This window comes from Marinobacter sp. HL-58 (assembly GCF_001314605.1).
Lineage (GTDB): Bacteria > Pseudomonadota > Gammaproteobacteria > Pseudomonadales > Oleiphilaceae > Marinobacter.
In genome coordinates this window covers 152,685-176,399 of sequence record NZ_LIHP01000010.1, presented here as the reverse complement: position 1 = coordinate 176,399, position 23,715 = coordinate 152,685, and the positions used below count along the sequence as shown (strand labels likewise).

Annotated in this window: 20 protein-coding genes; 7 read left to right on the top strand and 13 right to left on the bottom strand. The window is 59.4% G+C overall.

Annotated elements, in window-relative coordinates; genetic code table 11:
* Window positions 1-9 precede the first annotated feature (9 nt).
* Both HLUCCO03_RS08005 and mscL read left to right on the top strand, forming a co-directional pair.
* A complete protein-coding gene (locus HLUCCO03_RS08005; RefSeq protein WP_027832785.1) occupies window positions 10-702 on the top strand; it encodes a Sir2 family NAD-dependent protein deacetylase in 693 nt (230 codons plus the stop codon).
* 139 nt (window positions 703-841) lie between these two features.
* Window positions 842-1,249, top strand: a complete 408-nt coding sequence (gene mscL, locus HLUCCO03_RS08000; protein WP_027832784.1) for a large-conductance mechanosensitive channel protein MscL — start codon at window positions 842-844, stop codon at window positions 1,247-1,249.
* Between the two features lie 39 nt (window positions 1,250-1,288).
* Here the strand turns inward: mscL and HLUCCO03_RS07995 are convergent, their stop codons facing one another.
* From HLUCCO03_RS07995 to HLUCCO03_RS07975, 5 genes are all read right to left on the bottom strand, one after another.
* On the bottom strand, window positions 1,289-2,605 hold the full coding sequence (locus tag HLUCCO03_RS07995; RefSeq protein ID WP_027832783.1) for an AarF/ABC1/UbiB kinase family protein: 1,317 nt from the start codon (window positions 2,603-2,605) through the stop codon (window positions 1,289-1,291).
* Between the two features lie 62 nt (window positions 2,606-2,667).
* Window positions 2,668-3,330, bottom strand: a complete 663-nt coding sequence (locus HLUCCO03_RS07990) for a fumarylacetoacetate hydrolase family protein (RefSeq protein ID WP_027832782.1) — start codon at window positions 3,328-3,330, stop codon at window positions 2,668-2,670.
* Window positions 3,331-3,369: 39 nt separating this feature from the next.
* Window positions 3,370-3,912, bottom strand: a complete 543-nt coding sequence (locus HLUCCO03_RS07985; RefSeq protein WP_292016654.1) for an adenine phosphoribosyltransferase — start codon at window positions 3,910-3,912, stop codon at window positions 3,370-3,372.
* Window positions 3,913-3,939: 27 nt separating this feature from the next.
* Window positions 3,940-5,238, bottom strand: a complete 1,299-nt coding sequence (locus tag HLUCCO03_RS07980; RefSeq protein ID WP_027832780.1) for an NCS2 family permease — start codon at window positions 5,236-5,238, stop codon at window positions 3,940-3,942.
* Window positions 5,239-5,368: 130 nt separating this feature from the next.
* A complete protein-coding gene (locus HLUCCO03_RS07975; protein WP_027832779.1) occupies window positions 5,369-5,986 on the bottom strand; it encodes a trimeric intracellular cation channel family protein in 618 nt (205 codons plus the stop codon).
* 230 nt (window positions 5,987-6,216) lie between these two features.
* On the opposite strand from HLUCCO03_RS07975, the gene HLUCCO03_RS07970 reads away from it, so the two are divergent.
* Window positions 6,217-6,783 carry a BLUF domain-containing protein gene (locus HLUCCO03_RS07970; RefSeq protein WP_027832778.1) on the top strand — a complete coding sequence of 189 codons (567 nt, stop codon included), beginning with the start codon at window positions 6,217-6,219 and terminating at the stop codon, window positions 6,781-6,783.
* A gap of 139 nt (window positions 6,784-6,922) precedes the next feature.
* Window positions 6,923-7,903, top strand: a complete 981-nt coding sequence (locus HLUCCO03_RS07965; RefSeq protein ID WP_027832777.1) for an NADPH:quinone oxidoreductase family protein — start codon at window positions 6,923-6,925, stop codon at window positions 7,901-7,903.
* A gap of 483 nt (window positions 7,904-8,386) precedes the next feature.
* Here HLUCCO03_RS07965 and HLUCCO03_RS07960 read toward each other — a convergent pair whose 3' ends face one another.
* The 8 genes from HLUCCO03_RS07960 to HLUCCO03_RS07925 form a co-directional block, all read right to left on the bottom strand.
* Entirely contained in the window at window positions 8,387-10,216 is a 1,830-nt protein-coding gene (locus HLUCCO03_RS07960; RefSeq protein ID WP_027832776.1) for a long-chain-acyl-CoA synthetase, read from the bottom strand.
* A gap of 25 nt (window positions 10,217-10,241) precedes the next feature.
* Window positions 10,242-11,069, bottom strand: coding sequence for an NAD(P)-dependent oxidoreductase (locus HLUCCO03_RS07955; protein ID WP_027832775.1), 828 nt, complete (start codon window positions 11,067-11,069; stop codon window positions 10,242-10,244).
* Complete coding sequence (locus HLUCCO03_RS07950; RefSeq protein WP_027832774.1) at window positions 11,066-13,060, bottom strand: acetyl/propionyl/methylcrotonyl-CoA carboxylase subunit alpha; 1,995 nt, start codon at window positions 13,058-13,060, stop codon at window positions 11,066-11,068. Before HLUCCO03_RS07950 ends, HLUCCO03_RS07955 begins: the two co-directional genes overlap by 4 nt.
* Window positions 13,061-13,393: 333 nt before the next feature.
* A complete protein-coding gene (locus HLUCCO03_RS07945) occupies window positions 13,394-14,212 on the bottom strand; it encodes an enoyl-CoA hydratase-related protein (RefSeq protein WP_027832773.1) in 819 nt (272 codons plus the stop codon).
* 169 nt (window positions 14,213-14,381) lie between these two features.
* The gene (atuD, locus tag HLUCCO03_RS07940; protein ID WP_027832772.1) at window positions 14,382-15,542 is read right to left on the bottom strand and encodes a citronellyl-CoA dehydrogenase; all 1,161 of its coding nucleotides are present in this window, start codon (window positions 15,540-15,542) and stop codon (window positions 14,382-14,384) included.
* 504 nt (window positions 15,543-16,046) lie between these two features.
* Window positions 16,047-17,663, bottom strand: coding sequence for an acyl-CoA carboxylase subunit beta (locus tag HLUCCO03_RS07935; protein WP_027832771.1), 1,617 nt, complete (start codon window positions 17,661-17,663; stop codon window positions 16,047-16,049).
* Window positions 17,664-17,673: 10 nt separating this feature from the next.
* Window positions 17,674-18,540, bottom strand: coding sequence for an SDR family oxidoreductase (locus tag HLUCCO03_RS07930; protein WP_027832770.1), 867 nt, complete (start codon window positions 18,538-18,540; stop codon window positions 17,674-17,676).
* Window positions 18,541-18,696: 156 nt separating this feature from the next.
* The gene (locus tag HLUCCO03_RS07925) at window positions 18,697-20,505 is read right to left on the bottom strand and encodes an acyclic terpene utilization AtuA family protein (RefSeq protein WP_027832769.1); all 1,809 of its coding nucleotides are present in this window, start codon (window positions 20,503-20,505) and stop codon (window positions 18,697-18,699) included.
* A 161-nt stretch (window positions 20,506-20,666) separates the two neighbouring features.
* On the opposite strand from HLUCCO03_RS07925, the gene HLUCCO03_RS07920 reads away from it, so the two are divergent.
* The 3 genes from HLUCCO03_RS07920 to HLUCCO03_RS07910 all read left to right on the top strand — a co-directional run bounded on the left by HLUCCO03_RS07920 (window position 20,667) and on the right by HLUCCO03_RS07910 (window position 23,713).
* Window positions 20,667-21,290 carry a TetR/AcrR family transcriptional regulator gene (locus HLUCCO03_RS07920; RefSeq protein WP_027832768.1) on the top strand — a complete coding sequence of 208 codons (624 nt, stop codon included), beginning with the start codon at window positions 20,667-20,669 and terminating at the stop codon, window positions 21,288-21,290.
* A 301-nt stretch (window positions 21,291-21,591) separates the two neighbouring features.
* A complete protein-coding gene (locus tag HLUCCO03_RS07915; RefSeq protein WP_027832767.1) occupies window positions 21,592-22,647 on the top strand; it encodes a hypothetical protein in 1,056 nt (351 codons plus the stop codon).
* 55 nt (window positions 22,648-22,702) lie between these two features.
* Window positions 22,703-23,713, top strand: a complete 1,011-nt coding sequence (locus HLUCCO03_RS07910; protein ID WP_027832766.1) for a putative solute-binding protein — start codon at window positions 22,703-22,705, stop codon at window positions 23,711-23,713.
* Window positions 23,714-23,715: the final 2 nt, after the last annotated feature.

Below are 23,715 nucleotides of genomic sequence, written 5' to 3'. Positions count from 1 at the left end.
CGTTGCCCTATGAAAGATCACATCGTGGTACTCACCGGAGCCGGTATGAGCGCCGAAAGTGGCCTCTCAACCTTCCGCGACAACGGCGGCCTGTGGGAACAGCACAGCGTTTACGATGTCGCCACACCGGAGGCTTTCGCCAGAAACCAGGAGCTGGTGCTGCGGTTCTACAACGAGCGCCGACGCCAGCTGGAATCGGCACAGCCGAATGAAGCCCACCGTCTGCTGGCGAAGCTGGAACAGCATTACCGCGTGACCATCATCACCCAGAACGTGGACAATCTGCATGAGCGTGGCGGCTCAAGCGACGTGATCCACCTCCACGGCGAACTCACCAAGGCCCGCAGTTCCCGGCATCCGGAACTGGTCTACGACATAGGCTTCAGGGATATCAATCCCGGCGATACCTGCGAACGCGGCGCCCAGCTGCGGCCTCATATTGTCTGGTTTGGCGAGGAAGTGCCGATGATCGAGGCCGCTGCGGAGATTGTGCCCACGGCGGATCATCTGCTGATTGTGGGTACGTCGCTTCAGGTCTATCCCGCCGCAGGGTTGGTGGACCTGGTGGATGTTGATGTGCCGGTGACGGTGATTGACCCCGGAGAGCCTGCCAGCCTTTCCCGGGCCAGGGTGATTCGCAAGGGGGCCTGCGAGGGGGTTGCCGAGTGGGCCGCTGAACGGTTCGCGCGCCATCGGTCCTGAACCCGCATCCAAGATGTTTTTTCATCGTTATCTGGCAGTATATTCCGAAAACTCCGCTACAATTGAATGGCGTTCAAGTGGGTGCGCCCTCCGCTGTTTTCGGGGCCAACCGGGTCTGGCATACAAGGAGTTATGTGCGATGAGCATCGTAAAGGAATTCAAGGAATTTGCTGTCAAGGGCAACGTCGTGGACATGGCGGTGGGCATCATCATTGGTGTCGCATTCGGCAAAATCGTTTCGTCATTTGTCGCTGACGTCATGATGCCACCCATCGGTTTACTCATCGGTGGTGTCGACTTCTCCAATCTCGTTGTTACCCTCAAAGCCGCCGAAGAGGGCGTCGAAGCGGTCACTCTCCGCTATGGAATGTTTATCCAGGCGGTGTTTGATTTCCTGATCGTCGCCTTTGCCGTGTTCATCGCCGTCAGGGCCCTGAACAGCATGCGTAAGAAGGAAGCGGAAACCCCGGCGGCCCCGCCTGCGCCATCGGCACAGGAGCAGTTGTTGATGGAGATCCGGGATTTGCTGAAACAGAAACCCGAGTAGTTATTTCGTTCGGATCGTCGGGCTGCACGGAAACGAGGGTCAGTCCGACGCATTCCGGAGATAGGTCTCCAGCTCGTCCCGAAACGCCGCCTGCACCCCCAGCCGCTTCATCATCCAGTAATGCCCGGCGATCATGCGGTCGATGAAAATGCTCTCTACCGGCGGCTTGAAGTAGTCCAGGTACTTGAACACCGTGGTGGTCTTGGCGGCGACGTCCTTGTGAAGTTCGGACCGGGCAAAATCGTAGGGGGTGTCGCCCTCGAAAGGCTGGATCAGGATATCCCGCCACATGGCGTAATAGGCTTCGTCCACGGCCGGCTGGGATTCCACCCGGGCGCCGAGTGCGATCAGGTGCTGGTCCAGCGCGGCGTAGTCCTCTTCCAGGGCGGATATCAGGGCCTTGCGGTAGGATTCCACAATCTCCGGCTTCAGTTTTTTTACGCAGCCAAAGTCATACAGGATAATGGTGCCGTCCGGGCGATAGGCGAAGTTGCCGGCGTGGGGGTCGCCGTGGATGCACTGGAAGCGGAACAGCTGGTCCGCCATCATGGTGAAGATGCGGTGGCCGATCAGGTTTATGGTGTCCTGGCTGTACCTTTCCGGTGTCACCTCACTGATGTGATCCCCCTCCACCAGTTCCATGGTCAGTACCCGCCGTGAGGAATGGCTCCCGAATACCTTCGGGATAACGATCCAGTCGTCCTTGGCGTGAAAGGCCTGGAATTCTTCCAGGTTGCGGGCTTCGTTCTCGTAGTCCAGCTCTTCCTTGAGCCTGACCCGGATCTCGCCGAACAACTGGTCCACATGTTCCTTGGGCATTTTCAGCAGGCCACCCAGTTTCAGGGCCAGCCGCAATTGTTTCAGGTCGCTGTCGCAGGATTCGTCCACGCCCGGGTACTGCACCTTGATGATAACGTCCGTTCCGTCATGAAGGCGGGCCCGGTGAACCTGGCCGATGGAGGCAGCGGCGTAGGGTGTTTCCTGCAGGTACTCGAACAGTTCCGACACCGGCTTGCCAAGCTCGTTCTCCACCTGGCCCACAATGACCTCGAAGGGCATGGGCGGGGCTTCTTTCTGCAGCCGCTGCAGCGCATCGGAGAACTCCCGGGGCAGGAAGTCCTGGGTCTGGGAGGCAATCTGGCCCACCTTCATCACCGCGCCCTTCAGCTCACCCAGGGTATCGACGATCTGGTCTGCCATACGGGTGTAGCTTTCCGAACGGGCGCCTTCGTTGTCTTCCTCGCTGCGGAATATCCGGCGGGCACGTTGGCCGGCATATTGGCCCGCTACAGAAGCCGTCATGCCTGCCAGTCTGAAGAATCGTCCGCTACGGGTCGTAACCGGTTTCTTTGCCATGCCTGATAGTCGTCCTGAAAAGCCAATGGACCTGGCGTTGAGCCCAGTCTCGTGTCACCACACTAGAGCACGGTGGTCTCTACAAACAAGGCGTCTTCCAGTTCCAGGGATAATATCTGCCCTGATTCCAGCGGCCCGACACCCTTGGGTGTACCGGTAAGAACGACATCGCCGGGCATCAGAGTGAACTGGCTGCTCATGTGTACGATCAATGGCACGATCGGGTTCAGCATTTCCCGGGTATCGCCGGTCTGCTGGCGCTCACGATTGATGTCCAGGGTGAAGGTAAGGTGGTCGCGGCGGAGGCGGTCTACGGATACGAAGGGGGACAGCGGGCAGGCGCCGTCAAAGGCTTTTGCACGTTCCCAGGGATGGCCTTTCTCCTTGAGTTGCGCCTGTAGATCCCGAAGTGTCAGGTCCAGGGCCAGGCCGTAGCCAAGAATGGCACCTTCCACCTCGCTGGCGGAGGCATTGGTCAGTGGCCGGCCAATCAGCACGGCCAGTTCCGCCTCGAAGTGAACCGCGCCGCGGTCACGGGGAAAATCCAGGGGGCGGGTAATGTGTACGGCGGAGGTTGCCGGCTTGATAAACAGCAGAGGCTCATCCGGCACCGGATTGTTCAATTCCCTCGCGTGCTCGGCATAGTTGCGGCCGATGCAGACAATCTTGCCCAATGGCAGATGTACCGGTGTCCCGTCTTTCCAGTGGTGCTGATAATCAGGCATGGCCGCTCCCTTATTGAACAGAGCCGCCAATGCGGCTCTCTAGTCACCCTCGAATGAGCACACAGTATAAACCTTCAGCCCTTCTTCCTGCAGCTTGCGTGAGCCGCCGAGGTCCGGAAGGTCGATCATCGCGGCAACCTCCACGATCTCTGCGCCAATGCGACGAATCAGGCGCGATGCGGCCAGCATGGTGCCGCCAGTGGCGATCAGGTCATCCACCAGCACCACGTTGTCACCGGGTTTGAAGGCATCTTTGTGCAGTTCCACCGAAGCGGTGCCGTATTCCAGCTCGTAATCTTCCACCAGTGTGTCGAACGGCAGCTTGCCCTTCTTGCGCACCAGCACCAGTGACGCATTCAGTTCGTAGGCCAGCGCCGAACCGATGATGAAACCACGGGCATCTACCGCAGCAACGGCATCAATCTTGTGGCCGTGGTAGCGGTGAACAAAGGCATCAATGAGCTTGCGGAACGCGGTGCGGTCCTGAAGCACGGTGGTGATATCGCGAAAGGCGACTCCTGGCTTGGGCCAGTCAGGCACCGTGCGAATGGCTTTCTTGATGCTTTCTGCAAAGTAGTCCATAGCGTATCCGGGCTCTGAAAACGCAGCTTACGCTGCGTCCAGGAAAGTGAATTTCAGAATGAAGACGATGGCAATGATCGCGACACTGGCATTCAGTTCCGTCCAGCGGCCGCTGAGTGCTTTCAGGACAGCGTAGGTGATAAATCCGAGGGCGATGCCGTTGGCGATGGAAAAGGTCAGTGGCATCATCAGGGCGGTTACTACTGCCGGAGCCGCTTCGGTTACGTCGTCCCAGTCAATCAGTTTGAGGCCACTGGCCATCAGAACAGCAACATAAAGCAGGGCGGGTGCTGTTGCATAGGCCGGAATGATACTGGCAATGGGAGACAGCAGCAGGCAGGCCAGAAACAGCACTGCGACCACAACCGCTGTCAGGCCGGTGCGGCCGCCTGCGGTAATGCCGGCGGTGGATTCGATATAGCTGGTGGTGGTGGAGGTGCCCAGGGCGGCGCCAGACATGGTGGCTACGGAATCGGACATCAGTGCCCGCCCCAGCCGCGGTAGTTTGCCATCCTTGTCCAGCAGGCCACCGCGCTGGGCAGCGCCGATCAGGGTGCCGGAGGTGTCAAACAGGTCCACGAACAGGAAAGCGAAAATCACGCTGATCATGCCTACGTTCAGTGCGCCGGCCAGATCCAGCTGCATGAAGGTGGGCGCCAGGCTCGGTGGCGCGGAAGCAAAGCCCTCGTACTCCACCATGCCCAGCGCCATCGCAGCGGCCGTCACGGCAATGATGCCTATCATGACCGCACCGGTGATCTGGCGGAACGACAGGGCGCAGATCAGTACGAAACCCCCGAAGAACAGCAGGCTTTCCGCCACCTTGATATCGCCGAGGCCAACCAGGGTGGCGGGGTTATCAACAACGATGCCGGCATTTTTCAGGGCGATCAGTGCCAGGAAAAACCCGATGCCGGCGGAAATGCCGTAGCGCAGGGACAGCGGGATACTGTTGATGATCCATTCCCTGATCTTGAAGATACTCAGCAGGAAAAAGATGAAACCGGAAATGAAAACCGCCCCGAGGGCGACCTGCCAGCTATACCCCATGCTGCCGACAACAGTGAACGAGAAGAAGGCGTTCAGGCCCATACCCGGGGCCAGGGCGATGGGGTAATTGGCCCACAAACCCATGATCAGCGTGCCGATGGTGGCTGCCAGGCAGGTGGCAACGAACACGGCACCGAAATCCATACCGGTTTCCGAGAGAATGCTGGGATTGACCACGATGATGTAAGCCATGGTCAGGAAGGTGGTAAAGCCCGCAATCACCTCTCTACGAACGGTGGTGCCATGGGACTGGAGCTTGAATAGTCGTTCGAGCATGACGGGTGCCTGCCTCACAGGATGCTGAATGGGGATTGAATGAATCGGGTTCAGGAGTTGCGTAAAAAAACGGCAATGTTACCGGCTGAAGCTGCAAACGCCAAGGGATGATTGTTAATCGGTGGCGTGTTCAGCCATGTTGCCGGGGCCGCTGCAGGCGTATATCAAAGCGGACCGCCAGCATACGGATGATCACGATAAACAGCAGCCCGATGGTCAGGGCCAGGGTCTCGTTTTCCAGTAGCCACTGGCATACGAAGTAGAGCCAGCATCCTGCGAACGATATGGACGCGTAGATATGGTCCTTGCGGAAAATATAGGGCACTTCATTGCACAGGGTGTCCCGCAGAGCGCCGCCAAAGGTGCCCGTCATCACGCCAAGCAGGGAGGCGATAAACCATGAATGGCCAAGATCCAGGGCCAGCTGGGCGCCGAGGATGGAGAAAATACCCAGGCCGATAGCATCCGGGAACACAATTCGCGAGGCGCGAATGCGTTCGGCCCGGTGCCAATAGCTGTAAACAACCGCGATAGCCAGTATCAGGATTGGCTGCTCCTGGTGCTTGATCCAGTAGAGCGGATGGTTGTCCATGATCAGATCGCGCAGGGTACCGCCACCAAGGGCGGTCACGAAACCAATGGTGAAAATACCCACCGGATCCATATTCTTGGATCGCGCCACAATCATGCCGGAGATCGCAAACGCAACCACACCGATCATTTCAAGCAGGTAGATAATATCGAACATATCTGGCCCTGAAGGGAATCCAAGGAAGGGGCTGGCCCGGTTACAGTGCGCGCAGAATAGCCGAAAACAGCACCGGTTTCATCCCGGGGAAGGTGTATCAATGTAGCATTTTGTCGACGGGCAGAGAGGTTCCCGGAGCAGGGGCATACACAGGTCTGTGATCCATCTACGGCGTTTCAGGCGTATTTGAGGTTCACCTTAACCGTTTCCCGTAGTACGGAGTGAATGCTATGTCCCTGATGCGTCTGGCTTATGCCAGTGAAGCCACCTTTGAGGCCAAGCCCGTGGAGAAGGGTGTCGAGCCCAACGTCGCCCGGATTCTGATGGAGTCCCGCCGTAATAACGCCAAAGACGAGATCGTGGGAGGACTGTACTACGGCGATAACCGGTTTTTTCAGTACCTGGAAGGCGACGAAGAGGCGGTTCACAAGTTGTATGAGCGTATTTCCAGGGACAAGCGTCATCGAAACGTGATCACGCTTTTGGAGGAACCGATCACGGCCAGGAGTTTTACCAACTGGTCCATGAAGTATGTGCCTCTGTCGTCGGATGTGAATCGATTTCTGGACAATAACGGGATGGAGGCGTTCATCCCTTCAGAGTTCAACCGCAATCAGTGTGAGGAAATGATCAGGCTGATTCGGGATTCCAGCCAGGACGGGCGGGTGGTAAGCCACGATGGTGTGAGCAGAAGCCGTAACCGGCCGGATGTTATTCCCGGGGGCATTCGTATCGGGCTCATTGTGGCGGCGCTGGGCCTGGTGGGTGCGATGATATATGTCAGTACCATGCTGTAACGGGTAAACATGGTTACATAAGCCTGATTTATGCATTGGGATAAGATTTCTTTATTTGCTTCATGACACGACTCTGTTTAGGTTGATAACCATCAACTGCAGTCATCCTGTATCGACCGTCGATAAACGGAGTCACATAATGAAAGCGATTCTCTGCAAGGAATATGGCCCTGCGGACAAGCTGGTCATCGAAGATGTCGCCCGCCCGGTGGTGAAAGGCCACGGCGTCAAAGTCCGGGTCAAGGCTGCCGGCCTCAACTTCCCGGATACCCTGATCATCGAGGGCAAATACCAGCTAAAACCCACCATGCCCTTCTCACCGGGTGGCGAGATGGCCGGTGAGGTGATCGAAGTGGGCGAGAAAGTGACCCGCTTCAAGCCGGGCGACCGGGTGGCCGGCCTCACCGGATACGGTGCCTTTGCCGAGGAAGTGGTGGTTCCCGAACAGAACATCCTGCCGATCCCGGAATCCATGTCTGACGAGAAGGCGGCGGCTTTCTCCATGGTGTACGGCACTTCCTATTACGCGCTCAAGCAGCGGGCCAACATCCAGCCGGGCGAAACCCTGCTGGTGCTGGGTGCCAGCGGCGGCGTTGGCCTGGCAACCGTGGAGCTGGGCAAGGCCATGGGCGCCCACGTGATCGCGGCGGCCAGCACGTCGGAGAAGCTGGCGGTAGCGAAAGAAGCCGGCGCCGATGAGCTGATCAACTACACCGAAGAACCCCTGAAAGATGCGGTAAAGCGCCTGACCAACAGCAAGGGCGTGGATGTGATCTACGACCCGGTCGGTGGCGACTTCACCGAACAGGCCCTGCGGGCCATGGCCTGGAACGGCCGCCACCTGATCATCGGCTTCGCCGCCGGCGACATTCCGAAAATCCCGGCAAACCTGACTCTGCTTAAGGGCTGTTCTGTGGTCGGTGTGTTCTGGGGCAGCTTCACCCAACGCGAGCCGCAGACCAGCGCCCAGAACATGATGGAGCTGCTGAAGCTGTTCGCCGAGGGCAAGATCAACCCGCGAATCAGCGAGGTCTATGACTTCGAGGATTACGAAAAGGCGCTCGGTGCGCTGACCGGGCGGACGGCTACCGGGAAGATTGTCTTGAAGGTTGGTTCCTGAGGTCTGGCCTTGTGCTGGCCTGTGGCTTCGGCCCTAGCCTGCTTGGTTTGGTGTGTGGCCGGGGCTGAGGGGCCCTCCACAAAAACGCTACGAGCACATCCATGTGCGCTTGACTCCGGCCGTCCCTGGCCGGAGACATTTTGTGGAGGGCCCCTCAGCCCCGGCCCGAATACCTGGGAGATATATCCAAACCGAATATTTATGTAGGTCGGATTAGCGAAGCGTAATCCGACTCTTTTCGTGGCGTTACCTCCATTTGTCGGATTACGCTTCGCTAATCCGACCTACGGGGCGATAACTCCCATGCTTTGCCGGCACCGGTGGGAACACCCTCGCAAAAATGTGCGGAGCCATGGATGGCGGAGCCCAAGCGCACATGGATGTGCTTGAAGCGTTTTTTGGGAGGGTGTTCCCATCGGTGCAGCCACCAAAACAATCAGGCTGGGCCCGAAGCCGAATCTGCCCCCATAGCCCCAGGTAAACTCAGAACCGAACATCCCCAGCATCAATCCGATCAACCAGCTCAGAAGTCAACCGGGTATAACCGTCAGTCCCGGGCAGCCAGGCATAAACCTCCTCCCCGGGTTGGTCGATGGAATAGCCGGCTTTCTGGATGTCCACCTTCCGGTATTTGAACGTTCCCGTTTTCTCGATGGAGCCGGTTACCCGCACGAATACCGGAACCGCATAGGGCGGTAGGTTGTCGTTCAGGTAGCGGAACAGCTTGTTCACATCAAACTCACTGCCGTTGGAGCGGCGCACCAGGGTGACCATGCCGGCCTTGCCGTTGGTGCCCGGGATCTCAACGCCATATACGATGGCTTCCTCCACCATATCGGAGCCGTCGATGATGTTCTCCACCTCCGTGGTGGATACGTTCTCGCCCTTCCAGCGGAAGGTATCGCCCATGCGATCCACGAACTGCAAGTGGCCGCAGCCGATGTCCTTCAGCACGTCGCCGGTGTTGAACCACTGGTCGCCTTTCTTGAAAGCGTCCCGCAGGATGGATTTTTCCGTGGCGTCTTTCTGGGTGTAGCCCTCGAATGACCACTTTTTGGTGATCTCTCCGATCAGCAGTCCCGGCTCGCCTTTTTCCACTTCCTGCATAAAGCCTTTCTCATCGCGGATCGGGTCGCGGGTGCCGTCGTGGAATTTCACCAGTTTGTAGGGCGCTGTTGAGAAGCCCACGGTGTTGTCCAGGTTGAAGAAGTTGCTGAAACCAATGTTGCCCTCGCTGGAAGCGTAAAGTTCCGCCACGGTTTCGATGCCAAAGCGTTCCTTGAACTCCTTCCAGATGGACGGGCGCAGGCCGTTGCCGATCATCTTGGTGAGGTTGTGGTTGCGGTCCTGGTCGCTGGGGGGCTGGTTGAGCAGGTAGCGGCAGAGCTCGCCCACGTAACCGAAGGTGGTGGCATTGAAGTAGCGCACGTCGTCCCAGAAGGCGCTGGCGGAGAACTTGCGGCGCAGGGCGATGGCGGAGCCGCCGGCCAGTACCGAGCCCCAGCACACCAGCAAAGCGGTGCCGTGGTAGAGGGGCAGGGTGCAGTACAGGACATCGTCCGGTTTCATGTCGAGGGACATCTTGCCGAAGCCGCCATAGGCCTTCATGAACTTGCGATGGCTCCCCGGCGCGGCCTTGGGCAGGCCGGTGGTGCCGGAGGTGAACAGATAGATGGCGGTGTCGCCCAGGGTGGGTGGGTCGGCCGGTTTGGGCGCCTCGTTCCGGTGGGCGCTGACTTTTGCCGCCATGTTGAGATAGCCATCCGGTGCCTCGCCAAAGATATTCGTGGTATTGGTGTCGGCCAGGAACAGGAAGGGGTTGGGGTGACTGGTCTGGATATCCGCTTTCACGCCGTCAAAGGTATCCACCAGTTCTTCGCCCACCACGATCATCCTGGGGCTGATCAGGTTGATGCTGTGTTCCAGTACCCGGCCTTTCTGGGAGGTGTTGAGCATGGCGCAGGCCACGCCGATCTTGGCGGCGCCGGCCACCACGGCCAGCAGTTCCGGGCGGTTTTCCAGGAACACGGCAATGGCATCGCCCCTGGTAAGGCCTTCAGCCTTCAGGAAGCCGGCAATGCGATTGGCCCAGCCGTTGAACTCCTGCCAGGTAATGCTACGGTCTTCAAACAGGATGGCAGGGCGGTGGCCGTGTTTTTCAGCGTTGCGCTCCACCAGGGTGCCAAGGGTCAGTTCCTTGTTGTCGTTTTTGACCGAGTAGTAGTAATAGCCTTTGGCGATACTGGGGAAGCGCCGGAAAATGCCCGGCAGGCTGCGCACGATGTCACGGGCGGAAACGTTCTGTTGGGTCATAGGGTCATCCGTTTGGGCTCCAGGCCTAATCCAGGAACAGATCCGGCATCAGCGGTTTGTCACCAGCCTGGTACCGGTAGTGTTCGAAATCCGTTACGCCGTCGGCTCTAAGCACATCCTCGTCAATCAGCGACTGACCGGTCATCCTGTCTGCGGGCCGGCTGAGGATGCTCAGGGCGGCATCCGCCATGATGTCCGGCTTGCGGCCCTGGGCCATCATCTGCGGGCCACCCACCTCGAACTCGATGGCGGCGGTGGCGATCAGTGTTTTCGGCCACAGCGTGTTGACTGCAATGCCATACCGGCGAAACTCCTCGGCCATGCCCATGCTCAACATGGTCATGGCGTATTTTGTGGTGGTGTAGGGCCCATATTGGGCGAACCACCGGGTGTCCAGGTTCAGGGGCGGCGACAGGCTCAGGATGTGGGCCTGGTCCGACTCCTTCAGCCAGGGCAGCACCGCCTGGCTGCACACGAAAACCGCACGGGCGTTGACCTGGTGCATCAGGTCGTAACGACTGACCTTGAGGTTTTCCACACCGGTCAGTTTGATGGCGCCGGCGTTGTTCACCAGGGCGTCAATGCCGCCAAAATGAGTCGCGGCTTCCTCCACCCGTTGGCGCACCAGTTTTTCATCCCGGACGTCCAGCACCAGCGGCAGTGCCTGGCCTCCGGCGTCCTGTATTTCTTCCGCCACACTGTGAATCGTGCCCGGCAGCTTGGGATGTGGCTTGTCGGATTTCGCCGCAATCACCACATTCGCGCCTTCCCGGGCGCAGGCGAGGGCAATGGCCCGGCCGATGCCCCGGCTGCCACCAGTGATAAAAACGGTTCTGTTCTTCATTGCGCTCATTGTCCGGCTTCCTCAGCAGTGGCTTCTCCGGCAGTAATGTCTACCAGTAACTGGCTTCGTTTTACCTGGTCGCCTTTGGCGGCAAGAACCTCACCCACGGTGCCATCGCGGTCTGCCTTTACCGGATGCTCCATCTTCATGGCTTCCAGAATTACCAGGGTATCGCCCTGTCTGACCGCCTGACCAGCCTGAACCAGGACATCGATAATGGCGCCATCCATGGTGGCCTTGATACGGCCACTGCCGCTGGCAGCCGAACCGCTGGCCGGCTGGTGGGTGACGTCGTGCACTGCCACCGCCTGTCCGGACGTCTGCAAATATAGGTGATCGCCCCGGCGGTGATATTGGCAATGCTGACGTACGCCGTTGTCGATAATGCATAACAGGCCGTCGCTCATGCTTTCAAGGTCGAGCTCGTGTTGTTCCTCACCACGGGTCACCGTGAAGTGGTTACCAGCGCGGCGCACCAGCAATTCCGCGGTTTGCTCACCGGTTTCCAGTTTCATGGGTGTGACCGTGGCAGGGGCATTGCTCCAGGAAGTGTTCAGGTTCCCATGGGCGGCACCGGGGCCTGAAATGCCATGGCTGAATACACAGGCGGCCAGTGCCAGTTCCTGAAGGCTGATGTCCGCCGGGGCCATCGACGGGTCGTCTCGGAACGCCTGTTGCAGGAATGCCGTGGTGGCCTCGCCGGCCCCGAAGGTGTCGTTGCCGATAATCCGGCTGAGGAAGTAGCGGTTGGTGGTGACACCGAACACGGTGGTGTCTTCCAGGGCCCTGAGCAACCGGCGCCGGGCTTCGTTGCGGTTCTCGCCCCAGGCAATTACCTTGGCCAGCATGGGGTCGTAGTGGGGCGTGACCGAATCGCCGGAGCGAACGCCGGTATCGAACCGCAGGCCTTCGCCTTCTGCCGGCCGGAACTGGTGCAGGGGTCCGGTTTGCGGCGTAAAGCCGTTGGCCGGGTCTTCCGCGTAGAGGCGCACTTCGATGGCATGGCCATTCAGCTGTATTTCGTTCTGTGCCAGCGGCAGGGGTAAACCCTCGGCCACGGAAAGCTGCCAGGCCACCAGGTCCTGCCCGGTGATCAGCTCGGTCACCGGGTGTTCCACCTGCAGCCGGGTGTTCATTTCCAGAAAGTAGAAGTTACGATCCTTGTCCACCAGGAACTCGACGGTGCCGGCACCTTCGTAGCCGCAAGCCAGTGCAGCCTTCACTGCTGCTTCACCCATGGCTTTGCGCAGTTCAGGTGTGACGAACGGTGAGGGCGCTTCCTCGACCACTTTTTGGTGCCGCCGCTGAACCGAACAGTCCCGCTCTCCCAAGTAAACGGCGTTGCCGTGCTGGTCGGCAAACACCTGGATTTCGATATGGCGGGGCTCAATCACCGCCTTTTCCAGGATCAGCTCACCATCCCCAAAGGCCTGTTGTGCCTCCGACCGCGCCCGCTGGATGTTGTCTGCCAGCTCTTCTTCCTTCTCCACCAGTCGCATACCCCGGCCACCGCCGCCGGCGGAGGCCTTGATCATCAACGGGTAGCCAATAGCCTTGGCGGCCTTGATCAGCTCTTCATCGCTGGCGTTATCTCCCTCAAAACCCGGCACCACCGGCACCCCGGCTTGCTGCATGGCAATCTTCGACCGCCGCTTGCTACCCATCAGCTCAATAGCCGCCTCCGGCGGCCCCACAAACACCAGCCCGGCGTCTTTACAGTCCCTGGCAAACCCGGAATTCTCCGACAGGAACCCATACCCCGGATGCACGCAATCCGCCCCGGTCTTCAACGCCGCCGCGATAATCGCCGCGCCCTTCAGATACGAAGCCGATACCTGAGCCGGGCCGATACACACCGCCTCGTCGGCCATTTCCACATGGAGTGCTTTGGCGTCTGCCTCTGAGTAAACTGCCACGGTCCGGTATCCCAGTGACTTTGCCGTCTTGATTATTCTGACTGCGATCTCACCCCGGTTGGCGATTAAGAGTTTTTTTAGCATTTTGGTGGTCTCTTGCTTGGGTGGCTGATCGCTTTGGTGGGAAGGAGGCCCTGGTTCAGGACACGCCGTGAATACATCCCTGTAGGCTCGTAAAAAACATCCATGTTTTTTACGGTCCTGAACCAGGGCCTCCTTCCCACCAAAGCTCCTTCCAACTTTTGTAACTGCATGCCTGTTTTTATGGCGGTTTGCACATGGTCTGGGGCTGGGGCGGGCATGGCTTTTCGGGACCGTCAAAAACATGGATGTTTTTGTCGAGCGTACAGGGACGTATTCACCGCGTGTCCCGAAAAGCCATGCCCGCCTCAGCCTGCCACCATCAGCCGGAAGCCATCATTCAGAGGCGGCCCAAGAGGCCGGGCGCTTCTGCATAAACGCAAGAGTCCCCTCAGAGCCCTCGTTACTGCGAATGGCCTGGGCAAACTTCTCTGCCGCACTGTCCAGAACACCGCTCATGGACTCGTGACCAACGCGATGAAGCAACGCCTTGGTCTCGGCCGTGGCATTCGGTGCACACTGCCGGACACGATCCACCGCCTCGCCCAGCAACTCATCGATCTCAACCTCAGACTCCGCAACCTGATGCACAATCCCCAGCCGGCAAGCCTCATTCGCGTCAACCCGCAACCCCAGCAACGCCAACCGCCGCGCCTGGGTCAGCCCGATCCGCTCCACCACAAACGGCGCAATCTGAGCCGGAATCACCCCCAGGGTTGTCTCCGGCATACCAAACTTCGCCGTCGGCCCGGCAATGGCCACATCCGACACGCAGGCCAGCCCAAAACCACCGCCCATCACCGCGCCTTCGATAACCGCAATCACCACCTTCGACGACTCATTCACCTGCTGAATCATCTGCCCGAATGCCCGGTTCAAACGGTAAAACGGGTCCTCCTCACCCTCGGCCGGCTTCTGCCCCCGGGCACCGGCCATATCTTTGATGTCCCCTCCGGCACAGAAGTGCCCACCGGCACCGCGCAGAACCACAGCCCGGATGCTGTTATTGCCCGCCACCAGACTGAACACCGTCGAAAGCTCCGCCACCATCTGCAGGCTCATGGCGTTCCGAACGTCCGGCCGGTTGATGGTCACGTGCAGGGCAGGGCCCTGTTTCTCTAAAAGAAGTGTCTCGCAGTGAGGCATATTTTCCATAAGAACGACTCCAATACCGTTGTCCGGGGACTGGTGGGCAGGTAGGGCCATTTCGGGACCGTCAAAAACATGGATGTTTTTGTCGAGCGTACAGGGACGTATTCACAGCGTGTCCCGAAATGGCCCTACCTGCCTACCAGTTCTTACTCGAAAGTTGGGGTGTCAGAGGTCAATCCCGCTGTTTACCTGGAAGGGTCCCCATCATCTTGCAAATAATCCCCAACATGATTTCGTCGGCACCGCCGCCAATGGACACCAGCCGCACATCCCGGAAGGCACGGGACACCGGGTTCTCCCACATGTAACCATTGCCTCCCCAATACTGCAGACAGCTATCCGTCACCTCTCGCCCAAGCCGCCCCGCCTTCAGCTTGGCCATGGACGCCAGCCTGGTTACATCCTTGCCTTCTACGTGCAGCTCACAGGCCTGATAGGTCAGGGCACGCAGGGCCTCCACCTCGGTCTGCAGCTCCGCAAGACGGAAATGAATCACCTGATTGTTGATCAGCGGCTGGCCGAAGGTCTTGCGCTCGCGGCAGTACTCGATGGTCTTGTTGATGCAGTGCTCCAGCGCCTTGATCACATTGGCCGCGCCCCATAGCCGCTCCTCCTGGAACTGCAGCATCTGCATCATGAAACCGGTGCCCTCGGCGCCGATGCGGTAGCGCTGTGGAACCCTTACATCATCAAAGAAAATCTGCGCTGTCTCGGACGACCGCATGCCCAGCTTGTTCAGGTGCGGACTGAAGGAAATACCCGGAGTGTTCATGGGCACCACAATCAGCGACTTGTTCTTGTGGGGCTTGTCGTCGGAGGTGTTGGCCAGCAGGCAGATGAAATCGGCCTTGGGGCTGTTGGTGATCCACATCTTCGAGCCGTTGATGACATAGTCATCGCCGTCCTGCCTGGCGGTGGTTTTCATCCCCGCCACGTCGGAACCGGCAGCCACTTCGCTCACGCCGATACAGCCCACCATGTCGCCGGCAATGGCCGGGGCCAGGAAGGTGCGTTTGAGCTCATCGGAGCCAAAACGTGAGATGGCCGGCGTGCACATGTCGGTCTGAACCCCCACAGCCAGGGGCACGCCGCCACAGTGGGCAGTGCCGAGTTCTTCCGCTGCCACCAGGTTGTAGCTGTAATCCAGCCCCATGCCGCCGTATTCCTCCGGCTTCTGGATGCCGAGCAGGCCGAGGTTGCCGAGTTTCTTGAAGAGTTCGTGAATGGGGAATTCGCCGGCGGCTTCCCATTCGTCGCAGTGGGGATTGATCTCCTTCTCCACGAAATCGCGGACGGTTTTTCTCAGGGCTTCGTGTTCGGCTGTGAATTTCACGTTCTTGTTCTCCTGACTTATATGAAGTCCGTGCCTGTTGATTCAGATGCACGTTCTCTAGCTTGGGCTGCACCTGTGGGGTACCTGCTTCAGAAACACGCCGCAAGTACGTCCGTGTAGGCTCGGTCGGGCCATCCCTGGCCCTCCACAGTTTCTGAAGCAGGTACCCCACAGGTGCTGTTGTCTGTAAGTCCGTTGCTTCCTGTTCTTTATTTGTCGGATTACGCTTCGCTAATCCGACCTACGTTTCCGGGCCCGCGACTCCTGTAGGTCGGATTAGCCGCAGGCGTAATCCGACAAACCAATCCAGCGTCATCACCACCAGTTACCCGGATAAGCATGCTCGCCAAAAGCGGTAACTGGTGGTCCACCAGAACCGGGGCGGAGGGCTTCCCAAAAACGTGGAGCGCCAGGGATGGCGCGACCGAGCCCTACAGGGACGTATTCACGGGCGTTTTTTGGGAGGTCTTTCGCTCCGGGGCCAAACACCATCACAAAGACCGCCTACAAACGGGCCACACCAAAAGAATTAGGCCGCAACTGCCGAACCTCAGCCTCGCGGCAAACCGAAAGCACCAAAGCCAGAACCCGCCGGGTATCGCGCGGGTCGATCAGCCCGTCGTCCCACAGGCGGGCCGTGCCAAACAGGGCAGTGGAGCCGTCTTCCAGTTTCTTCGCCGTGGCCTGTTCCAGGAAATCCAGGGTCTTCGGATCCGGCTCCATACCGCCCCGGCGCTGTTTGTCTTCGGCCACAATGCGCATCACCTTGCCCGCCTGCGCAGGACCCATGACCGCGGTGCGGCTGTTGGGCCAGGCGAAGATGAATCTCGGATCCAGACCGCGGCCACACATGGCATAGTTACCTGCACCATAGGAACCACCGATGACAATTGCGACCTTCGGCACCCGACAATTCGCCACCGCCTGAATCATCTTTGACCCGTGTTTGATGATGCCGTTCTGCTCCGAATGGGTGCCCACCATGAAACCGGTGGTGTTGTGCAGGAACAGCAAAGGCGTGCCGGCCTGGTCGCAGAGCTGGATGAACTGGGCGGCCTTGGTGGCGCCGGCCGGGGTGATGGGGCCGTTGTTGCCGATGATGCCCACCGAATGACCCTCGATGCGGATGGTGCCGCACACCGTCTGGTCGTCGTAGCCGTTCTTGAAGTCCATGAACTTCGAGCCGTCGGCGATGCGGGCCAGGATCTCGCGGACGTCGTAGGGCTTTTTGGCGTCGCTGGGGATCACCCCGAGCAGTTCCTCGGCGGGGTAGAGGGGCTCTTCCCACTCCGGCTCCCGCGCGGGGGGCAGCTGTTCGTTCCAGGGCAGGGCCTCGAGCACATTACGGGCGTGGCGGATGCCGTCGGCGTCGTCTTCCGCCAGGTACTCCGCCGTTCCGGCCACTTCCGCGTGCATCTGGGCGCCGCCGAGTTCCTCGTCGGTGGCCACTTCGCCGGTGGCGGCTTTCAGCAGGGGCGGGCCGGCCAGGAACATCTTGGCCTGTTCCCGCACCACGATCACGTAATCCGACAGCCCCGGCTGATAGGCACCGCCCGCCGTGGCGTTGCCGTGGACCACCGTTACCTGGGGAATGCCCGCAGCGGACATGCGGGCCTGGTTGGCAAAGCCCCGGGCGCCGAGTACAAAAATATCCGTGGCGTAGTTCAGGTTCGCGCCGCCGCTTTCAGACAGCGACACCACCGGCAGCTTGTTCTCCATGGCGATCTGCTGCAGTCGCAGGGTCTTGTCAAGCCCCGCCGGCGTGATGGTGCCGCCCTTGATGGCACTGTTACTGGCCACCACCAGGCAGCGCACGCCACTGACCGTGCCAATGCCGGCAATAATGGCACCGCCGGCCATGCTGCCGTCCTTGTCATCGTGCATCTTGTAGCCGGCCAGGGAGCACAGCTCCAGAAACGGCGTGCCGCGATCCAGCAAACGGTTGATACGATCCCGGGGCAGCAGCTTGCCGCGCCTGGTGAACTTCTCCCGCGCCGCCTCCGCCAGGTCCAGCACCTTCTGCTCCACCTCCCGGAAGGTGGCAATATGGGCCTCCATCACCTCCGCGTTGGCGCGAAAGTCATCGGACTGGGGGTTAACCGTGGATTCCAGTACCTGCATCGGGCTCTCCTCAGTCGTCGCTCAACACCCTGGGCGTCACCGCCCGATGGAAGCCGTTGAAAGGTTCATTGTTCTTCGCCTTCGCAAACGGCCACACCCGGCCACCCTGGGACGCCGCGCCGTCAATCCGCAGGCAATCCCCACTGATAAACGCCGCCGCCGGGCTCAGCAGGAAACAGATCGCCCCACTGACCTCCGATTCCGTCCCCATCCGCTTGATAGGCACGTTATCGCCCAGGCTGCGAATCCACTGCTTCATATGCTCGGGGTAGTTATCCATACCACTGGACGCAATCCACCCCGGCGCCACCGCATTCACCCGCACCCCGGAACAGCCCCATTCCACCGCAGCCGTCTGGGTAAAATTCACCATACCCGCCCGCGCCGCGCCGGAATGCCCCATGCCGGGCATGCCGCCCCACATATCCGCCACAATATTCACAATCGCCCCACCGGTCTTCGACAGCGCCTGGGTATAAGCCTCCCGCGCCATCAGAAACCCACCGGTCAGATTGGTACGAACCACCGTCTCCCAACCTTTCTGGTTAATACTCGCCAACGGAGCCTGAAACTGCCCCCCGGCGTTATTGACCAGCCCATTGAGGCCACCATGTTCCTCAATAATGGCCTTGACCGTGGCTTTCACCGGTTCTTCCTCACGAATGTCGCACACATGAGCCGACGCGATTCCCCCGTCTTCAATAATCTCAGCTTTAACCGCCTCAACCTTCTCAGCCTTGCGCCCAACAAGCGCAACCCGGGCCCCAAGGGAAGCCAGCTCATGGGCAGTACAACGCCCAATCCCGGAACCACCCCCGGTCACAATAAATACCTGGCCCTTAAAAAGGTCAGGGTGAAAAACCGATCGATAACTCATCTCAGAAGTCCTCAATAAAGTTCAGGGCGCTCCACCGGGGAGGCTGTTCCGGGACCGTCAAAAACATGGATGTTTTTGTCGAGCGTACATGGACGTATTCACAGCGTGTCCCGGAACAGCCTCCCCGGTGGAGTGCATGCACCAAATTTGTAGGTATCAAGCGTCAAGCAACTCAGCCTTGATAGGCACAGGAAACTCCAGCAACTGCTGGGCAAACGCCTTGCCCTGAGGGTCAATGCGCAAGCTGGCCACGCCGCCCCCACCAAGACTGTGCTCCAGCAGAAAATTAAAGGCATGGAACCCGGGCAACGCCCAACGGGTAACCCGACCATGCTCCGGATCCAGCGTGTGAGCCATCCACTCAGCCACTGCAAGCTCCGTCAACGCCGCCTCAATAAACGGCACAAATTCCGGCTTGCGGGCAATCACCCCGATATTGGTGTGATCCCCCTTGTCACCACTGCGCGCCCACGCCAGCCGGATCAGCGGCACAGTGGTATCCGTCGCCGGTTCCGCACCGCTGACAGGCTGCCTGGCAAGCTGACCCGGCTCGAACCCGCCATCCGTTGCCACATCCACCGCCTGCCTGTTGCCACCAAGATCCACCGCAACGGCAACTTCCGTCTTGGGAACCAGGCAGGAATACAAACGAATCTTCGGCCAGACTGTCGGACGGCCACCCACGATACCGGTAATCCCCGGCGCCATTCCCGTCGCCGCCTGGGCGATCTCCCGGGAAAACAGCACCAGTGCCTCTTTCTTCGGATGGGCGGTGCTGATCTTCACCACCACCTCCCGGCAGTCTCCCATGCGGCCATGGTCACCATAAGTGGCCTCGGTGCCCAGCAACTCAATGCTGGTCTCGGTGTAGGTCCCAAGGCCCCGCTCGCTGAACATCCGTGAGGTTTTTGCCAGAATGGCCTCGGCCACCCGCTGTGCCTTGGCCATGGCATCCATCCCGGCCAACAGAAACGTGACTGTGCACTTGAAACCATCCGGCCAGGTGCCGGACACCTTGTAGCTGTCTGTGGGTGGCAGGCCCCTTGCTCCATTCACACGCACCTGGTCAGCGCCCACCTCCTCGAGGGTGACGTTGGTAAAATCACAGGTTACATCCGGCAGTAGATAAGCCCTGGGGTCGCCAATTTCGTACACCAACTGTTCCGCCACCGTACCCCGGGACACCTTGCCACCGGTACCCTCCGGCTTGGTCATAATGAACTCGCCGTTTCGGGAAACCTCCGCAATGGGAAAGCCCATATCAGCATAGCCGTCGGCAACCTCTTCCCAGTCGGTGAAGTTCCCGCCGGTGGACTGGGCGCCACATTCAAGCAGGTGGCCGGCCAGGCTGCCCTGGGCCAGCTTGTCGTAATCGCTCCAGTTCCATCCGAACTCATGCACCAGTGGCGCCAGCACCAGGGCGCTGTCGGCAACCCGCCCGGTGATCACAATATCCGCACCCTGTTCCAGTGCGGTCACCAAACCCGGAGCACCGAGGTAGGCGTTCAGGCTCACCATCATCGGCGGCATGGGCTGGCCGGTGGTCATCTCGGTGATGCCGCTTTCTGCCAGCTGCTTCTTCCTGGGCAATAAATCATCACCCAGTACCAGGGCGATCTTCATCTCCACGCCCGCTTTGTCGCACAGTGCCTGCAGGGCATCACGGCAGGCCACCGGATTCACCCCACCGGCGTTGGCCAGCACCCGGATGCCTTTGTTTTTTATCTCACTCAGCAGAGGCCCCATCACGGTTTGCACAAAATCCCGGGCGTAGCCCTGGCCGGGGTCCTTCATTTTCTGGCCGGCCATGATGGACATGGTGATTTCCGCAAGATAGTCCGCCACCAGGTAATCGATATTGCCCTTGTGAACCAGCTGCGCCGCGGCGGTTTCGGTGTCGCCCCAGAAGGCGGCGGAGCAGCCGATGCGGATGGTGTCTGGCCTGGAGATATCGGAATCTGGCATGTCTTCACCTTGTCATAAAGAGGCCGCGGTAGCCGCCACAGCAGGGCTGTTTGCGGAATCTGTCAGCATTGCAAAAGACAATACCAAGCAAGCGCTTGGTTTGTAAACAGGCAAAATCAGGATAGAATTAACGTTCTTCTGTTCCCTGGCTGGAAAATACTGTGAATCAAGACTCTATCCTGCGCTCACTGGTTGCTGACAACCTGGTTTCCGATCCCTCCGGTGCCCGTGGCCGACTGCTTCGTGAGGCGGCGAGGCTATTCCGCGACAAGGGTTATGAGCGCACCACGGTCAGGGATCTGGCGGCGGCGGTGGGTATCCAGTCCGGCAGCCTGTTCCATCACTTCCGTACCAAGGAAGAGATCCTCAAGGCCGTTATGGTGGAGACCATCCGTCTGAACACGGCGCTGATGCAGGCTGCGGTGGAGTCAGCTGATTCCAGCCGGGAGAAGTTACGGGCACTGATCCGTGCCGAGCTGGAATCCATCAACGGCCAGACCGGCGAGGCCATGGCAGTACTGGTGTTCGAGTGGCGCAGCCTGTCGGAGGAATCCCGGGCCTACGTGCTTGAGCTCAGGGATATCTATGAGCAACTGTGGCTGGATGTGTTGGGTGCCCTGCACAGGGATGGCGTGTTGGCCGCGGACCCATTTGTCGTGCGCAGAATGCTGACCGGCGCACTGAGCTGGACGGTAACCTGGTACCGGCCGGATGGTGGACTGACACTGGACGATCTGACGGATCAGGTGGTCGCCATGATGGGGGTGAAGGGGCCAGGAACCTGAGTCAGGGCCAGAAAATTATTTTCTTGTACAAATGTCTCAACTGTAATGAATTCAGGAAGTCATTGTTTTAAATCAAGATCCTTTATTTTTCTTCCCGTCTCTGCGGGCCATTGGCCTGATCGGCATAACCGGACCGGCATTCCAGCCATTTTTGTCTGACAAGATTCGCAGCATTCTTGGTGTCGTCAAATGCGAGCGGGGATGCGATTGCGGGTTATCCGTCACGGTATCTGCAATTCAGACAGCGATAATACGCCCTGTCATCCCCGACCTATAAAAACAATGTAAGACAGGACGAACTATGAACTCCTCACTGGTGAAATCCTTCGGGCACTTTCGAAACAGCTGCCTTGCCATTCTGGCCTTGATGCTACTTGCCGGCTGTTCTGCCAATCCCATTTATTCGACTACCGGAATGGTCCTCTCCAACTACTCGGAGGGGGAAGCGACCCCCTACGTGATGCAGATGTCCGATCCGGAAATGGCCTGCGCGCTGGGTGAAGGCGTGGACCCACTGCTGTACTCCTTCTCCAGAGTCACCGATGCACCCGAAAGCACGGGTTCCCTGTTGATGCTGCTGGCGGGCAACTGCTCCGAGTACCTTGCCTGGGAAGCGGAACTGGATTACCTGCGTGCGGACTTTTCCGGCGATGTTCCAGCGGCCAAGGATGCCCGCGAAAAAGCCAAGCGACTGAACGCAGAAACTGCCAAGCGACGGTATGTAGCCTACCAGCGCGCCATGGCAGCTTACGATTTCGACCCGGCGGCTGAAGAGTTCGAGTGTCCTTTCCTGTTTGATGAGCAGGAGGAGCTCACCTTCCTGCTGGGCCTGCTGACGGGAATGCAGGCCATCGTGAATGACGCCAACTCCGGCGCCATGGCCGGCGTTCCCCGCAACATTGCGCCACGGACCGAGCGTGCGGCCGAATGCGTGGACAACGAAAAGTGGGGCGGTCTGCCAAACGCTATCCGCAGCCTGGTCTGGCTGTTGCTGCCGGATACCCGCCCGAGCCTGTCACCGGACCCCTGGGAAGTGCTTGAGGACAGCTCCCGTCTGGGGGTAGCCGCCGGCATCCGTGCGTCCATGGCGATTGAGGCTGTGGCAGCAGAAACCTTCGGGCGCCCGGACGTACTTGAGGATGTGGTTGCGCGCTTTGCCGAGGCCGAAGACACCATTGTTGTCTGGAGTGAGTTCCAGCTCGTGGACGAGGTGGCCCGCGACGTTATCCAGTTTTCCTCGGACAAGCACTGGACAGCCAATTACGGCTATCGCACTCCACGAACCCATTTTGGCCGGATGAGCCCTGAACGCGAGGGCGAAGAGCCGGAAACCATGGATCTGGACGACCTGCTCTAGCAGGCGTCCAAAAGCCTGAACACATTCAACAAACACAAGAACCCGGAGGTCATTTATGATCCGCAAATCCCTTGTTGCCCTGTCCCTGGTAGCCGCTGCCCCCTTCGCGACGGCCGAACCCATAAAAATGTGTGTCTTTGACGTTATCGGCGCCAACGGCGACATGTACAACATGGTCAAGGACTACGCGTTGGAGATGAAGTCTCACGGAGTCGAGTTCAAGCTTCGCCCCTATACGGATGAAGGTGTTGCCGTGGGTGACTTCAATTCTGGCCAATGCGATGCCGTTGCCGCAACGGACCTGCGCACCCGTCCGTTCAACCAGTTTACCGGCAGCATCAGTGCGGTGGGGGCTATTCCCACCTATGACGACCTGAAGACCGTCCTGGCTACCCTGGCCCAGCCCAAGGCCGCCTCGCTGATGAAAGAGGGCAAGTATGAGGTGCTGGGTATTGTCCCTGCCGGCGCCGGCTATCTGTTCGTCGATGATCGCGAGATCGATACCGCCGGCGAGCTTGCCGGCAAGCGCATGGCAACACTGGATTACCAGAAAGACGCAATCCACATGGTGAACCATGTAAAGGCGACCGTGGTGCCCTCCGATATCACCAACTTTGCTGGCAAGTTCAACAACGGCTCCGTGGACACCGCCTACGCGCCTGCCTTTGCCTACGAGGCACTGGAACTCTACAAGGGTATCGGTGACGACGGCGGTATTGTGGATTACCCGCTGGCGCAGCTCACTATCCAGGTCGTCGCCCGTGAAGGTGTGCTGGATGAGGAAACCGCCCAGAAATCCCGAGAGGTTGCCTGGGGCATGTATGACCAGGCCATGGACCTGATTGAGCGCCAGGAATCAGCCATTCCCGAGGAAAAGTGGGTGCGGATTCCCGAGGATGACATCGAGGGCTACCAGGAGATGTTCCGTGAGAACCGTCTGCAGCTGAAGGATGGCACTGACGGTGCCGACAAGGTCTATCACCCCAAGATGATGAGCCTGTTGAGCAAAATCCGCTGCTCCAGCAATCCCGGAGCCTCCGAGTGCACAGCGTCTGACCGCGAATAAAG

Excerpts from the sequence above, each read along its gene's own strand:
- HLUCCO03_RS07960 (WP_027832776.1), bottom strand. The coding sequence starts at position 10,216 with ATGACCCAACAGAACGTTTCCGCCCGTGACATCGTGCGCAGCCTGCCG.
- HLUCCO03_RS07985 (WP_292016654.1), bottom strand. The coding sequence starts at position 3,912 with ATGGACTACTTTGCAGAAAGCATCAAGAAAGCCATTCGCACGGTGCCT.
- HLUCCO03_RS07945 (WP_027832773.1), bottom strand. The coding sequence starts at position 14,212 with ATGGAAAATATGCCTCACTGCGAGACACTTCTTTTAGAGAAACAGGGC.
- HLUCCO03_RS07990 (WP_027832782.1), bottom strand. The coding sequence starts at position 3,330 with ATGCCTGATTATCAGCACCACTGGAAAGACGGGACACCGGTACATCTG.
- HLUCCO03_RS07950 (WP_027832774.1), bottom strand. The coding sequence starts at position 13,060 with ATGCTAAAAAAACTCTTAATCGCCAACCGGGGTGAGATCGCAGTCAGA.
- HLUCCO03_RS07995 (WP_027832783.1), bottom strand. The coding sequence starts at position 2,605 with ATGGCAAAGAAACCGGTTACGACCCGTAGCGGACGATTCTTCAGACTG.
- HLUCCO03_RS07935 (WP_027832771.1), bottom strand. The coding sequence starts at position 17,663 with ATGCAGGTACTGGAATCCACGGTTAACCCCCAGTCCGATGACTTTCGC.
- HLUCCO03_RS07930 (WP_027832770.1), bottom strand. The coding sequence starts at position 18,540 with ATGAGTTATCGATCGGTTTTTCACCCTGACCTTTTTAAGGGCCAGGTA.
- mscL (WP_027832784.1), top strand. The coding sequence starts at position 842 with ATGAGCATCGTAAAGGAATTCAAGGAATTTGCTGTCAAGGGCAACGTC.
- HLUCCO03_RS07925 (WP_027832769.1), bottom strand. The coding sequence starts at position 20,505 with ATGCCAGATTCCGATATCTCCAGGCCAGACACCATCCGCATCGGCTGC.
- HLUCCO03_RS07965 (WP_027832777.1), top strand. The coding sequence starts at position 6,923 with ATGAAAGCGATTCTCTGCAAGGAATATGGCCCTGCGGACAAGCTGGTC.
- HLUCCO03_RS07955 (WP_027832775.1), bottom strand. The coding sequence starts at position 11,069 with ATGAGCGCAATGAAGAACAGAACCGTTTTTATCACTGGTGGCAGCCGG.
- HLUCCO03_RS07910 (WP_027832766.1), top strand. The coding sequence starts at position 22,703 with ATGATCCGCAAATCCCTTGTTGCCCTGTCCCTGGTAGCCGCTGCCCCC.
- HLUCCO03_RS08005 (WP_027832785.1), top strand. The coding sequence starts at position 10 with ATGAAAGATCACATCGTGGTACTCACCGGAGCCGGTATGAGCGCCGAA.
- HLUCCO03_RS07980 (WP_027832780.1), bottom strand. The coding sequence starts at position 5,238 with ATGCTCGAACGACTATTCAAGCTCCAGTCCCATGGCACCACCGTTCGT.
- HLUCCO03_RS07975 (WP_027832779.1), bottom strand. The coding sequence starts at position 5,986 with ATGTTCGATATTATCTACCTGCTTGAAATGATCGGTGTGGTTGCGTTT.
- HLUCCO03_RS07915 (WP_027832767.1), top strand. The coding sequence starts at position 21,592 with ATGAACTCCTCACTGGTGAAATCCTTCGGGCACTTTCGAAACAGCTGC.
- HLUCCO03_RS07970 (WP_027832778.1), top strand. The coding sequence starts at position 6,217 with ATGTCCCTGATGCGTCTGGCTTATGCCAGTGAAGCCACCTTTGAGGCC.